Origin of the sequence: Kibdelosporangium philippinense (assembly GCF_021390435.2) — a bacterium.
GTDB classification, from domain to species: Bacteria; Actinomycetota; Actinomycetes; order Mycobacteriales; family Pseudonocardiaceae; genus Kibdelosporangium; species Kibdelosporangium philippinense.
The window spans coordinates 501,369-514,943 of sequence record NZ_JAJVCN010000002.1; the positions used below are offsets into that span (position 1 = coordinate 501,369).

Below are 13,575 nucleotides of genomic sequence, written 5' to 3' on the forward strand. Positions count from 1 at the left end.
TGCTCGAACGATCACTTAGCGCACGGCCCGCCGATTCTCCCCGGACAAACTGGCCACAAGTCCCGCATACGAACCTTCGGCGGCCATCAACTCGGCGTGATCGCCCAGCTCGACGATCCGGCCGTCCTCCATGACGGCGATCCGGTCGGCATCCCGTGCTGTGGTCAGTCTATGTGCGATAGCGATAACTGTCCTGCCGGCGAGCACCGCGCCAAGCGACCGCTCGAGGTGCCGGGACGCCGATGAGTCCAGAAGGGACGTCGCCTCGTCGAGAATCAGCGTGTGCGGGTCGGCGATCACCAAGCGTGCCAAGGCGATCTGCTGGACCATCGCGGGCGCGATGGCCTCGCCTCCGGAACCGACCACGGTGTCCAGCCCGTCCGGCAACGACTTCGCCCAGTCGGCGGCATCCACTGTGCGTAGCGCTTCCCACAGTTCTTCGTCGGACGCTTCGCGCGGCAGTGTGAGGTTTTCCCGCAGAGTTCCCGTGAACACGTGCTGTTCTTGCGTCACAAGAACGACTTCCTGACGCCGCTTGGCCAACGGCAGCGAGCTGACCTCGACGCCACCGATCGTGACCGACCCGGAATCGGGCGCGTTCACCCCGGCGAGCAACCGGCCGAGCGTCGACTTGCCCGCACCCGACGGGCCGACGATGACAAGCCGTTCACCCTCCACAATGTCCAGATCGATGCCGTGCAACACCTCACGGCCTTGGCTGTAGGCGAATCGCGCGCCCCTGATCGAGATGTTCGTCCCGTCCGGCACGGCCGACTCGTCACCCGGGTCCGGCTTGATCTGTTGCACGCCAAGGATTCTGCGCAGCGCCGCGTTGCCGACTTGCAGCTCGTCCATCCAGGCGAGGGCGTCGCTCAACGGCTCGGCGATCGCCCTCGCGTACAGCACGACTGCGGTGATCTCGCCGATGCCGGCCAGCCCGTTGGCGTACGCGATGCCGCCGATCAACAGGATCGCCGCGATGGGCAGGATGTACGCGAAGCTCAGCGAACCCAGGAAGACCGTCCAGAGCAGGCTGCAGGCCCACTCGACGGACATCGCCTTGTGCAGCTTGGTGTCGTTGAGTTCGATGCGCTTTTGCCGCAGTCGCAACGCTTCGACCGTACGGCCGCCGTCGGCGGTTTCGTGCGTGGCTGAATGCAGCTCCGCCCAGTCGGCCAGCGCCTCCTGGTACTTCGGGATGATCTTCGGCCGGTACCACCGGGTGGCCACCACCAGCACCGGAACCGCGACCAACATGCCCAACGCCACCAGCGGCGACGTCACGAGCATGGCGATCGCGGTCAGCACAACGGTCACGGTGGCGATCGCGATCTCCGGCGCGGCCTGCCGCAGCCCCTCGTCGAGTTTGTCCACGTCCGAGGTTGCCCGGCTGAGCAGGTCGCCTGTGCCTGCTGACTCCACTATGGACAGTGGAAGCCGAACAACGTGCCCGACCATGCCTTCACGGGCCTCGGCCAGCAGTCGCTCGCCGAAGATCGCCGCACGCAGCCTGGCCTGCCGCCGTAGCAACGCGTGGACCGCCAGGACGGCGACGAATATCAGCGCGGTGATGTCCACCCGCAGGGCGGTCGTGCCGTTCACGACGGCATCGACCAGGTTGCCCAGCAGCTGCGGGCCGACCAGGCCGATCACCGTCGCCGCGCCGAAGAACGACATCATCCCGAGGAACTCACGCCGGTTGGCCACCGCGATGGCCCATACCCACGCGCGTACGTCCTTCTTGTCCGCCAACGGAAGTGTTGTGTTCATGCGGTGTACACCCTGTCCGCCACCCGAGTCCACAAGGGACTCTGGCTGAATACCACCGTGGTCCGGCCGTTGCGCAGCTCGGCCACCCGTTGCACGATGCGTGCCTCGGTATGCGCGTCGACGGCCGATGTCGGTTCGTCGAGAACCAGCACATCCGCGTCGAAACTCAACGCACGCGCCAGCAACATCCGCTGCCGCTGACCGCCCGACAGCGTCCGGCCTCGCTCAGCCAGGTACTCGTCGGTGCCGTGTTCCAGCCCGTCAACGACATCCATCGCGTCCGCCGCCCACAATGCCGTACGCAGGTCGACTGACTTGCCCATATCGACCTCGTCCGCGAGCTTGCCGGAGAACAGCACGTCCTGGTTGTGTGCCACCAGGACCCGGTCCCGGATCTCGTCGATGTCCGCGTCCCGCAACGAAACATCCTCGGCGAACACCGGCGCGTCGGTGTAGCGGCCGAGTCGGTCCGCGAACGCCACCGGTTCGGTCGTGGTGACCACGGTCAACTGACCGGCCGCGAACGTCAGCCCGGACGTCTCGTCACGCAGCCCGAAACTCCCGGACGGCAACGGTTTCGGATCTTGCGGCGACTTCAGTGCAGGCTCAAGCGCCAAGATCGCGCACGCGCGCCGGGCCGCCACGATCGCCTCGCTGTAGTGGTGCGCGGCCTCGGTCGCGACACTCACCGGAATCACCAGGAATGCCGACACACCATAGAAAGCGACCAGTTCGCCGACCGTGATCGTGCCGTCCAACGCAAGCCGCGCGCCAAGCCAGACCACCAGAATCGTGACCAGACCGGGCAGGAACACCTCGATACCGGACAGCCACGAGTCGATTTTCGCGGCTTCGACACCTGCTTTGCGGACCCGCTGGCTCGTCGTGCCGAACCGCTCGGTGAACTTCCGCTCACCGCCGATACCGCGCAGAACCCGCAGTCCGGAGACGATGTCCGCGGCCATTGTCGTGGCCGCGCCGACCTCGTCGCGGTGTATTTCGGTCCGTGCCCGCAACGGTTTGAGCAACGGCACGAAACCCAGCGTCGCCAACGGAACGCCGATCACCACGGCCAAGCCGAGAATGGGCGTCGAGGTCAGCAACATGATCGCGACGACGACGAACGCCACAACACCACCGGTCAGCCTGGTGATCACCGATGCCAGCCCGCCGATGCCGTGCAGGTCGGAGGACCCGACCGCGACGATCTCACCGGTCTTGATCTTCTTCGGCAGGTCGGCGCCGACGTGCGTGGCGTGCCGTAGCACGATTCGCTGCATCAGCCCGGCGCTGTCGATCCAGACCCGGTCGCCCGCCCGGTTGGTTTTCAAGTCGCTGATCGCGAGCACGATGCCCAGTCCGAGAACCAGGCCTGCCCACGTCAGCAACGACCCCGTGTCACGCGCCGCGATGCCCTTGTCGATCGCCTCGCCGATGGCCAGCGGCACCAGCGCCAGTGGAACCATCCACAGCGCACCCCAGAACATGCCTGACAGCAGCGTCCGCCGCGTCGAGACAAGCAACCGCCACAGCAACCTGCGTGGCGATCTCGTGTCGTCAGACGTGAGTCAATAATCGTGCATAGCGGGCAAGCTACCTTCCCGCGTGTGACCCGCGCTACGCAATTAAGCTGTGGCAGTGCCTTCGCTGACTGAGTATCCGCAGGTAGCAGCCGGGAAGATTCGCGAGCTGTACGCAGTGGACGACGACCACCTGCTGCTGGTGGCCTCGGACAAGATCTCCGCGTACGACTACGTGCTGCCGACGACGATCCCGGACAAGGCGCGCGTTCTCACGGCGATGAGCGTGTTCTGGTTCGACCTGCTCGACGTGCCGAACCACCTCGTGGCATGGGACGACCCACGCATCCCCGAGGAAGTACGCGGCCGGGCGCTGCTCGTGCGCAAACTCAAGATGCTGCCGGTCGAATGCGTGGCCCGTGGCTACCTCACCGGCTCCGGCCTGATCGACTACTCGAAGACCGGCGGCGTTTGCGGCGTGCCGCTGCCTGCCGGGCTGGTCGAGGCGTCCAAGCTGCCTGAGGCGATCTTCACACCCACGACCAAGGCCGAGGTCGGCCAGCATGACGAGGCCATCGACTTCGACGCGGTCCGCGCGACCGTCGGCGACTCGCTGGCCGTGCAGTTGCGGGATTTGACTGTGGCGACGTATTCGAAGGCCGCGGAGCACGCGTTGACGCGCGGGATGATCCTGGCGGACACCAAGTTCGAGTTCGGGCTCGACGAGTCCGGCGAGATCGTTCTCGGTGACGAGGTGCTGACGCCGGATTCGTCCCGGTTCTGGGCGGTGGACGTCTACCAGGAGGGCAAGGTGCAGCCCTCGTTCGACAAGCAGATCGTGCGCAACTGGCTGACCTCGGCCGAGTCGGGCTGGGACCGGCACTCCGGTGAGGCACCGCCGGAGCTGCCCGAGCACGTGGTCGAGGCGACCCGGTCGCGCTACATCGAGGCCTACGAGATCGTGTCAGGAAAGTCCTTTTCGGACTGGCCCTGATCCGACAAATCCCGCCACCAGGGGAACCCTTGATTTAACGTTACCGCAGGGGTCCGACATATCCAGGCCTTCAGTCACCCTGACGTGATTTCACCGCATTAGTGCCGAGTCGTTACCAACTCGTCGAGCGCTCGCCATTGTTGTGTGGCGTCATAGTGGTGTGTCCGCGCGTCTGGTGGTCTCCTTGTCCGGCATCGGGATCCGGACCCTGCACCTCTGCGCCGAACTGGCTGGAGAGCTGGACCTTCGGGGGGTCTCGCTCTCGCTGTTGTTCGCGCCGCGGCTGGCAGGGGCAGGTCAGCACTCAGTGGTTGTGGACTGGGTGCGGCAGCGGCGCGCCCGAGGTGACGCGCTGCTGCTGCACGGCTTCGACCTGACCGACGCCCCACGCCGCCGTGCCGAGTTCGGCTCGTTGCCCGCGCACGAAGCCGGTCTGCGGATCACTGCGGCCCGCAGGCTGATGGGCAGGCTCGACCTGGAAGTGGACAGCTTCGCCCCGCCGCAGTGGGCGGTTTCGCCGGGAACGCTGACTGCCCTGCGGCGTAATGACTTCACGCTCTGCGCGGACCAGAGCAAGATCTACGACCTACGCGCCGACACCGTCCACAAGGGACGTGTGCATGCCTTGTCGGCGAGCGAGCGCGTGGAGACGTGGTCCTGCTTCGCCTTGGTGCTCAGCGTTGCCAGGGCCGCCCGGCGCGGTGGCCTTGTCCGGCTTTCCGTTGACGCCGCGGACTTGGCCAAGCCCGGGCCGCGCAGGGCGGTTCTCGACGCGATCGACATCGCCACCCATCACGGCGCCGAGCCGTCGACGTATCAGACCGCCGTGGCCTCGCCCGCGGTCAGCACGCGGACCTCGGTCTCCTTGGGGCCCAGCTCAGCGAACCTGCTGTAGTACATCTGCGGCACGGCGACGATGGCCTCGTGGATCGGGATCGCCACGCGTGCCTTCATGATCCGCAGGAAGTCCACGGCCTCGCTGAGTTTCTGCCACGGCGCCGAAGTGGGCATGCCGAGCACGTCAATGCTTTGCTCGGGCCGGAAGAACGAATCGCCTGGGTGGTAGAAGGCGCCGTCGGCCAGCACGTATCCGACGTTGGGCGGCACCGGGATCTCGGGATGGATGATCGCGTGGTTGCCGCCGACCGCGTTCACCTGCGTTGTGCCGATCTTGAAGCGCTCACCCGGTTTCACCGTCCGCGCGGTCAGCCCGGCTTTGACCACGTCCTGCGCGGACGCGGAGTCCACGATCAGCTGTGCCTTGGGGTTGGCTTCCATCAGCTCGGCCAGCCGTGGCACGTCCAGATGGTCGGGGTGCTGGTGGGTGATCAGGATCGCGTCGAGGTGACGGACCTCCTCGAACCCCGTTGAGAACGTGCCGGGATCGAACAGCAGCCGCTCGGAGGCGGTCTCGGCAAGCACACACGAATGTCCGAAATGGACGAATTGCATCCGCGGTTCCTCTCAGGTCGCGCTGGCCACCACTTCGTCGCCAAGCGCACTGCGCCTGTAATGGACACTACGCCCGGACCGCCGTGCGCTCAGCAGACCGGCCGCAGCCAGTGCTTTGACGTGCTCGGAGATCGTGCTAGGCACGACACCCAACCGCAGTGCAAGCGTTGTCGTGCTCGCGGGATCGCCCAGTTCACGCAGCACACGAGCCTTCGTGCGGCCAACGACTGCGGCGAGCGGATCGCCTGTCGAAGCGGGTACGTCCTCCCACAGAGTTGCCACGCCACGAGCCGGATACACCACCGACGGCTGCCACGGCGGTGTCATCATCACGCCAATTCCCGCCGCGAACGAGCTCGGCACGAGCAGCAGGCCACGGTCGTCCAAGTCGAGCCGGGCGCTGTTGTACGTCGGCATCAGGAACCGGTTGCCGTCGATGACGACTCCGGGATGCAGGCCGGTCAGCACCTTCGCGATCCCGCCGGAGCCGAACTGGCGCGACCGGTAGTGCACGTCGGTGTCCAGCAAATCCTTCAGCCGCGGCCAGATCGGCTTGATCAGCGTGTCCCAGCACCTGCTCATCTGGTCGGTCAGCAGGTCGCGGGTCTTGGCCGGGTCGACCAGCAGGTCTTCCAGACTGTCCCGTCCGGCCGCTGACATCGTCACTTCGAGGCTGACCTGCTCGTCCGGCGTGTGCGTGACGGCTTCGAGTTGATCTTCGACCGTGGTCCAGCGGTCGGCAGGCGGCGGACTGAGGAAATCGGGGAAGTACCGGTCGCCGGTGACCAGCGTGACGAGTTCGGGCACGTCAAGGCCGGTCAGCGTGGCCCGGTTGGCGACTGCCCAGCGGGCGTGCGCTGGTGCCCGGCCCGGCCTGGTGAGCAGCCGGATCGCGTTGAGCACCTCTTCGAGCGGGGAGATCGCCAGCCGCACCCGCTGGGCGCCGACCTCGCCGAGCTGGATCTCGATCACCGGTCGTCCTTTCGGAAATAGCCGAATCAGTATCGCCGGGATGCCCGCTGCCTGCAGCGTGGCCCGCGTGAGTTACCTGCGCTGGTCCGTCACCGCCCAGTTCCTGCGCCTGCCCGCGATGATGGCGCCGTTGGCTTTCGCTTTGCTGGCGACTCAGATGACCGGCTCGTATCGGCTCGGTGGCGTGATGATGGCGGTGTTCATCACCGCCGAGATCCTGGTGGCCGGACCTGTCGGCCGACTGCTCGACCTCTTTGGGGTGGCGCGCGGTTTGCGTGTGCTGCTTGTGGTTTCGGCTTTCTGGTTGTGTGGCTTGACGTTGGTCGCTTCTTCGCCGGTGCTGACGATCGTTCTTGTTGTCCTGACTGGGTTTGCTGCGGGTGGGTTGTCCGGCGGGATTCGTGCGCTGCTGCCGAAGTCCGTCGCTCCTGGTTTCTTGGAACGGGCCGTTGCGATCGATGCTGTGGTCATCGAGATCGTGGTGGTCAGCGGGCCGCTGGTCGTTGCTTTGCTTACCCCGCTTGGGGTTGTCGCGCCGGTGCTGGGGATGGCTGGGGCGTATTTGCTCGCGGTGCTGTTCGTGCCGACGGTCGCTGCCGCGCCGCGTGCTCGTGGCGAACGGCCGAAGCTTGGGTCGATCATGATCTGGCTGATGAGTTCGTTCGGCTTCGGGGTTCTGATCAGCACGATCGAGGTTTCTTCGCTGCCGTTCGCGCAGCGGCTCGGCGGTGGTCCAGAGTTCGCGGTGGTGTTCATGGTCGTGTTGATCGCGGCGAGCATGGCTGGCGCCGGGCTGTACGCGTGGGGCGGACCCGCCATCACGGTGGACCGGAGTGTCCGGACCGCGTTCTTTCTGGTGGTGATGGCTGTTGGCGGCGTGCTGGTCGCGTTCGGCAACTCGTGGCCGCTGCTGATCGCTGGATTGGTGACTGTCGGTGTCTGTACTGGGCCGCTGAACACGACGATCTCGATGCATGTGCAGCTCACATTGCCGGAGTCGCGCAAGGCTGAGGGCTTCAGCCTGGTTTTCACGGCGCAGGCGGGCGGATTCGCGCTTGGGTCACTGTGCGTGGCTCTTTTGCCGGTGATCGGGGCGCCCTTGGTTGGTTCGGCTGTCGCGCTGATCGCGGCATTCGGTGTGATCAGTGCCCATCGCGGCGCGCTTTACCGTCGAGTAACCTCGGCAGTAGCCAACCAGGAGGCGCGCTCATGACGACCGTGGAGCACAAAGTCGAGACGTTCGACTCGCTGAATCCGGCCACCGACGAGGTCGTCGGGACATACCCGGTGCATACCGAGAAGGATGTCGCCGACGCTGTCGCGAGGGCGCGCAACGCGTCCGCCTGGTGGCAGTCGCTCGGGTTCGCCGGTCGCGCGGAGCGCTTGCAGCGCTGGAAGGGCATCATCACGCGCCGCGGTCAGCAGCTCGCCGACGTGATCCACCAGGAGACCGGCAAGCCACACCCGGACGCGATGATCGAAGTCGTACTGGCGATCGACCACACCAACTGGGTGGCCAAGAACGCCAAGAAGGTGCTCGGCCCCAAGCGCCGCCCGGCTGGACTGCTGATGGCGAACCAATCAGCGTCGGTGGAGTACCAGCCGCTTGGCGTGATCGGCGTGATCGGACCGTGGAACTACCCGCTGTTCACGCCGATGGGCTCGATCGTCTACGCACTGGCGGCGGGGAACGCGGTGGTCTTCAAGCCAAGCGAATACACCCCCGGTGTAGGCAAGTGGCTGGTCGACAGCTTTGCCGAAGCAGTACCCGAGCACCCCGTCTTCCAGTTGATCACCGGCTACGGCGCGACGGGTGCGGCACTGTGCCGCGCAGGCGTCGACAAGATCGGCTTCACGGGCTCAGCGGCAACCGGCCGAAAAATCATGGCGGCCTGCGCGGAAACCCTGACGCCAGTGCTGATCGAAGCAGGCGGCAAGGACGCGTTGCTGGTCGACGAAGACGCCGACATCGACGCGGCAGCGGACGCGGCGGTCTGGGGCGGAATGTCCAACGCGGGCCAGACATGCGTTGGCGTGGAACGGGTTTACGTCCACGAGAAGATCTACGACGCCTTCGTCGCCGCGACTGTGGAAAAGGCTCGCGGCGTGCGCGCAGGTTCGGACGCCGACGCCAAGATCGGCCCGATCACCATGCCCGCCCAGCTGGAGATCATCCGTAAGCACATCGCCGACGCGATCGAACGCGGCGGAAAGGCCCTAGTCGGCGGAGTGGACGCGGTCGGCGACCGATACGTGCAGCCAACAGTGCTCGTGGACGTCCCAGAAGACTCGGTAGCCGTCCGCGACGAAACCTTCGGCCCAACCCTGACCATCGCCAAAGTCAAAGACATGGACGAAGCTCTGGTGAAAGCCAACGACTCCCGCTACGGCCTGGGCTCAACGGTCTTCGCCAAACGCCGCGGCATGGAGCTGGCCCGTCGCCTGCGCTCCGGCATGACCGCCGTGAACGCCGTGATTGCCTTCGCTGGCGTGCCTTCCCTGCCGTTCGGCGGTGTCGGCGACTCGGGCTTCGGCCGAATCCACGGCGCGGACGGCCTGAAGGAATTCACCCGCGCCAAATCCATCACCCGCCAACGCTTCAGCACCCCACTGACCGTGACCACCTTCGCCCGTACGGAGAAAGTGGATGCGACTGTGGCCAAACTGATGACCTTGCTGCACGGCAAACGCAGGTAAACCCTCGTGAGTGGTTAGCCGTGTTCTAACCCGGCTAACCACTCACGAGCTCTGAGCTAGGGTTTTCCCGGTGAACGTCGTCGCGCTCGCCGGATCCGTCACGCAATTGGTCTGCCATCCACGGCTTCCTTTGGTCGCGGGTTTGGCCGCGGAACGTCCGGCAGTGCACGTCTGGGACTGCACGGACCTGCGCCTACTGGGAATCATCGGTGCGGACTCGGTTGTCTACGCCGACGATGACTACGGCCAGGATCGCGTTTTGCGTAAACCCGCCGTGGCCTGGCATCCGGAACGCCCGTTGGCTCTCGTGACGATCGAGAACTGCGTGCTGGAGTCCCGCTCACCGCCACCTACCTGCATCTGGCGTTCAGCCCGGACGGTGAGCGGTTATGGGCATCGCCGTCGACATCGGGCGACGAGTACGCCAGGTGGGAGAGCTCAGATGTTCTCGACCTCGCTACCGAAACCGTTGGCACAGGCCCAAGATGGGACACCGGAGCCGCCGTACACCCGGCCGGTGGGTTGGTGGCCATGTTGTGCAGCGACCAAGGCGCGACCCTGTGCGTCTTCGCCAAACCTGACCAGACAATGCTTCGCCGCGCACTGATCCTGGACGCCGACGGCTATGCGGCTCCGATTTTCAGCCCAGACGGCCGCTATCTGGCGATTCGAGGCAACGCATACGAGAACTCACTGGAGATCTTCGAATTCCCGTCGCTGCACAGGGTCGTCGCGATGATCCTCGGCGAACCCAGCCCCGGCTACCCGTACCCGGACGAGTGGCTTGAGCACAAGGAATCTTGGTCTCGGCACAACATAGCGTTCGGAGCGCCGGGAAAGCTGTGGGTCGGAACCCCCGACGGAACACTCGTCGAAGTAGACATCGACAGCCAGCAGGCCGTCGAGCACAACCTACTCGCGGGATCTCGGGTGACCGCGCTGTGCGCGACAGGGGCAGGCAACCTTGTTGTCGCCACAGCCGCTGGCGAACTCGCGCTCGCTACCGCCTTCGCAAGGGCTCAACTTGACCCAGCGTTGGTGCAGGCCTTTCTGGACTCCACGGTCGAGGTCGTCAAGGACGGTGATCCGTGGGAAACCCTCGACCTCACCGACGGGACCCAAAGCTGGACCCCAGGCGACCGCGCAACCGTCACGGACACGACGGATGCTGATCCGACCTGGCTACAACTCACCGCGGCCATCAACAACGCACGTGGCCAGTCGTGACGTAGCATTCTACGTGTTAATAACTAACTGATTAGAGTCAATTAACCAACGATCCCGCTGGTATTCGAGTGGAAATCCCAGCTCGAAAGGCATGTACACGATCGTGTCACCTTGTCTCAAACAATCGGTCATCTGTCCTATTATTACGGGACAGATGAAGGGGTGAATGACCGTGTTCCAGTCGCCGGATCTCGACGAGACCGACCGTGCGGTGCTCAGCGAGATCGACCAGTTCCGGTCTGAGATGCGGTTCGCGCTGAGTGAGCCGAAGCGATGGACCGGTCAACTGAGGCGCAACCTGCTGGCCAAAGCGATCCAGGGAAGCAACAGCATCGAAGGGTACGACGTGTCCGATGAGGACGCTGTCGCCGCGGTCGAGGAAGAAGAGCCGATGACCGCGGATCAGGCCACCTGGGCCGAGATCCAGGGTTACCGATCGGCGATGAGCTACGTGCTGCAGCTGGCCGATGACCCGCACTTCAGGCTGGATCAATCACTGTTGCGAAGCCTGCACTACATGATGCTCGCGCATGACCTGGCCAAGAGTCCGGGCCGGTACCGCCAGAAAACGGTGTACGTCATCGACGAGGCGCGTGATCGTGTTGTGTACGAGGGACCGGACTTCGAGCTGGTGCCAGACCTGATGCAGGACCTGGTCGACTCGATCGCGGGCGACCGTGGTGATCCGTCTTGCTTTGTCCGTGCCGCGATGGCCCATCTCAATCTCGTCATGATCCATCCGTTCCGGGATGGCAGCGGACGGATGGCACGCTGCCTGCAAACCTTGGTACTGGCCAGGGACTCGGTGATCGCACCGCAGTTCAGCAGCATCGAGGAGTTTCTCGGGCGCAATACTCCCGATTACTACGAGGTACTTGCCCGGGTCGGCCAGGGATCTTGGCAGCCTGGCAACGACGCGACCCTATGGCTGAGGTTCAGCCTGCGAGCCCATCACATGCAGGCCCAGACTGTCGTCGCACGGCTGCGGGAGGCATCGCTGCTGTGGGCGGAGCTTGACCGGCTGGCCGAGGAATCAGGGGTGCCCGAGCGTGCCGTGCCTGCGATGTTCGACGCGTCAATGGGGCGAAGGCTGCGGCGCTCGAGCTACGTGAAGCTGGCGGATGTCGAAGAGCGAACCGCCAGCAGGGATCTTCAAGATCTGGTCGACGCGCGGCTTCTCATTGCCACAGGGGAAAACCGCGGACGCACTTACGAGGCGACGGAACGACTACGCAACGTCCGCCGTGCCATCCACGAGGAGCTGCCAAGCATCAGCGACCCCTACGGCAGCATGGCGGCACTGCTGACCTCGTGAGTGTTTTGGCCGGTCTGGTGTTTTAACGTTCCGGGTGGTTGATCTTTGACATGGAGGCGGCCACCGCTCGATGATCTTGGTTCGTTCCACAGAACTTTGATCACGAAAGCGGTGGCCGTGTCTGGCAGTGTGCCTGATGGATCCCTTGTAGGCCAACTCCGGCGGCTGCGGCGGTTCCGCCGGGCGGTGTATGAGTCGTTCACGAGGTGGCCGGATGTGTTGTTCGAGATGGTGGACGCGTTGTTGTGTCATCCGGGCCGGTTGGAGTCGTTGCCGTATCTAAGCTTGGAGCCGGTGTTGCGGCGTGGGCATGGCAGTGTGTATGCCGCGTTGGATCGGGGCCGGATCGACGCCGCGGTGTTGGCGGGTGTGTTGGCGGGTGTGGTGGATCGGTCCTCGGGGCTGGTGTTCGCGTTGGATTGTTCGCAGTGGCCGCGTCCGGATGCGCCGACCAGCCCGGACCGGACGTTGAACTACGACGCGGGCAAGGATGTTGGCGGTGGCAGCGGGGTGGTGACTCCGGGCTGGTGGTTTCAGTGGCTGGCCGCGACCGGGACGAGCGGTTCGTCGTGGGCGTCGCCGGTGGCGGTGGCGCGTATCGCGGTGGGTGAGAACCACAATGTGGTTGCTGTCGGGCAGATCGAGGCGTTGCTGAAGCAGGTGGCTGCCGACCGGGACCCGGACGGTGGTGATGATGGTGGTGGTCTGGTTCCGATTGTGTGTGCTGACGGGGACTACAGCCCGGTGTATCTGGGTGGCCGGTTGACCGGCGAGCGGGTGCAGATCGTGGTCCGGTTGCGTAAGGACGCGGTGGTGATGGCCGATCCGCCGCCGCGGGAACCAGGCACGATCGGGCGGCCGCGAGTGCACGGGCCAAAGATGAAACTGTCCGATCGCCGTAGCTGGCGTGACCCGGACGAATACCTCGCGGTGCCCGCCGAGCCTGGGCGGGCCGCGGTGAGTGTGTCGGTGTGGCATGGGATGCACCCGCGTGCCTCGGAATCGGCGGCACTGCGGGAACCTGGCTACCGGCCCGGGTACTCCCGCCCGGTGACCCGGGGCAGTGTGGTCTGGGTGTGTTCGGCCGACCCGGCGTACCCGCCGATGTGGTTGTTCTGGACCGGGCCTGAGGGCTCGTTCGATCTTGACCGGGTGTGGCGGGCGTATCTGCGCCGTTACGGCATCGAGCACCTCTTCCGGTTCCTCAAGCAATACCTGGCTTGGACCCGCCCTCGAGTGCGTGGCCCCGAGCAAGCCGAGCGGTGGAGTTGGCTGGTGGCTGTGGCTTATGTTCACCTGGTCCTGGCGCGTGGGCTCATCGCCGATCAGCGACTGTCCTGGGAACGACGCCGGGGACCGCTCAGCCCGCTACGGGTCAAACGCGGGTTTCGTGGGCTTCATCCGCGCCTGGGATCTCCGGCGAAACCGCGAAAACCTTCACGGCCCGGTCCGGGCCGCCCGACAGGGCGTACATCCATCCCCGCGACGCGGCATCGCATCGTCCGTCCAGTGACAAAAACCTAAACCCAGCAACGAAAGCAGGGCCGCCGCTCCGCGACGGCCCTGCCCACCATGCCCTCACAACGTTAAAACACCAGGCCGGTTAGAACCGGCCAAAACACTCACGA

12 protein-coding genes are annotated in these 13,575 nt (G+C 65.2%); 8 read left to right on the top strand and 4 right to left on the bottom strand.

Going from position 1 to position 13,575, the window contains the following annotated elements; genetic code table 11:
• Positions 1 to 15: 15 nt before the first annotated feature.
• Positions 16 to 1,770, bottom strand: a complete 1,755-nt coding sequence (locus LWC34_RS21205) for an ABC transporter ATP-binding protein (RefSeq protein ID WP_233726923.1) — start codon at positions 1,768 to 1,770, stop codon at positions 16 to 18.
• Entirely contained in the window at positions 1,767 to 3,293 is a 1,527-nt protein-coding gene (locus tag LWC34_RS21210; protein WP_233726924.1) for an ABC transporter transmembrane domain-containing protein, read from the bottom strand. The genes LWC34_RS21205 and LWC34_RS21210 overlap by 4 nt, the downstream gene beginning before the upstream one ends.
• Positions 3,294 to 3,408: 115 nt before the next feature.
• On the opposite strand from LWC34_RS21210, the gene LWC34_RS21215 reads away from it, so the two are divergent.
• On the top strand, positions 3,409 to 4,284 hold the full coding sequence (locus tag LWC34_RS21215; RefSeq protein ID WP_233726925.1) for a phosphoribosylaminoimidazolesuccinocarboxamide synthase: 876 nt from the start codon (positions 3,409 to 3,411) through the stop codon (positions 4,282 to 4,284).
• Between the two features lie 160 nt (positions 4,285 to 4,444).
• Positions 4,445 to 5,179: a DUF2334 domain-containing protein gene (locus tag LWC34_RS21220; protein ID WP_233726926.1), complete on the top strand. Its 735-nt coding sequence runs from the start codon at positions 4,445 to 4,447 to the stop codon at positions 5,177 to 5,179.
• Here LWC34_RS21220 and LWC34_RS21225 read toward each other — a convergent pair.
• The gene (locus LWC34_RS21225) at positions 5,101 to 5,736 is read right to left on the bottom strand and encodes an MBL fold metallo-hydrolase (protein WP_233726927.1); all 636 of its coding nucleotides are present in this window, start codon (positions 5,734 to 5,736) and stop codon (positions 5,101 to 5,103) included. The genes LWC34_RS21220 and LWC34_RS21225 overlap by 79 nt on opposite strands.
• A gap of 12 nt (positions 5,737 to 5,748) precedes the next feature.
• The gene (locus LWC34_RS21230; RefSeq protein WP_233726928.1) at positions 5,749 to 6,708 is read right to left on the bottom strand and encodes a DUF5937 family protein; all 960 of its coding nucleotides are present in this window, start codon (positions 6,706 to 6,708) and stop codon (positions 5,749 to 5,751) included.
• Between the two features lie 67 nt (positions 6,709 to 6,775).
• Between LWC34_RS21230 and LWC34_RS21235 the strand changes: the two genes are divergently transcribed.
• The 6 genes from LWC34_RS21235 (at position 6,776) to LWC34_RS21260 (ending at position 13,471) form a co-directional block, all read left to right on the top strand.
• Positions 6,776 to 7,921 carry an MFS transporter gene (locus LWC34_RS21235; RefSeq protein ID WP_233726929.1) on the top strand — a complete coding sequence of 382 codons (1,146 nt, stop codon included), beginning with the start codon at positions 6,776 to 6,778 and terminating at the stop codon, positions 7,919 to 7,921.
• Positions 7,918 to 9,405: an aldehyde dehydrogenase family protein gene (locus tag LWC34_RS21240; RefSeq protein ID WP_233726930.1), complete on the top strand. Its 1,488-nt coding sequence runs from the start codon at positions 7,918 to 7,920 to the stop codon at positions 9,403 to 9,405. Before LWC34_RS21235 ends, LWC34_RS21240 begins: the two co-directional genes overlap by 4 nt.
• A gap of 70 nt (positions 9,406 to 9,475) precedes the next feature.
• Positions 9,476 to 10,012 carry a hypothetical protein gene (locus LWC34_RS21245; protein WP_233726931.1) on the top strand — a complete coding sequence of 179 codons (537 nt, stop codon included), beginning with the start codon at positions 9,476 to 9,478 and terminating at the stop codon, positions 10,010 to 10,012.
• On the top strand, positions 9,937 to 10,632 hold the full coding sequence (locus LWC34_RS21250; protein WP_233726932.1) for a hypothetical protein: 696 nt from the start codon (positions 9,937 to 9,939) through the stop codon (positions 10,630 to 10,632). Before LWC34_RS21245 ends, LWC34_RS21250 begins: the two co-directional genes overlap by 76 nt.
• 166 nt (positions 10,633 to 10,798) lie before the next feature.
• Positions 10,799 to 11,947 (top strand): Fic family protein, encoded by a 1,149-nt coding sequence (locus LWC34_RS21255; protein ID WP_233726933.1) that lies wholly within the window; start codon positions 10,799 to 10,801, stop codon positions 11,945 to 11,947.
• Between the two features lie 186 nt (positions 11,948 to 12,133).
• Positions 12,134 to 13,471 carry a transposase gene (locus tag LWC34_RS21260; RefSeq protein ID WP_372496514.1) on the top strand — a complete coding sequence of 446 codons (1,338 nt, stop codon included), beginning with the start codon at positions 12,134 to 12,136 and terminating at the stop codon, positions 13,469 to 13,471.
• Positions 13,472 to 13,575 lie beyond the last annotated feature (104 nt).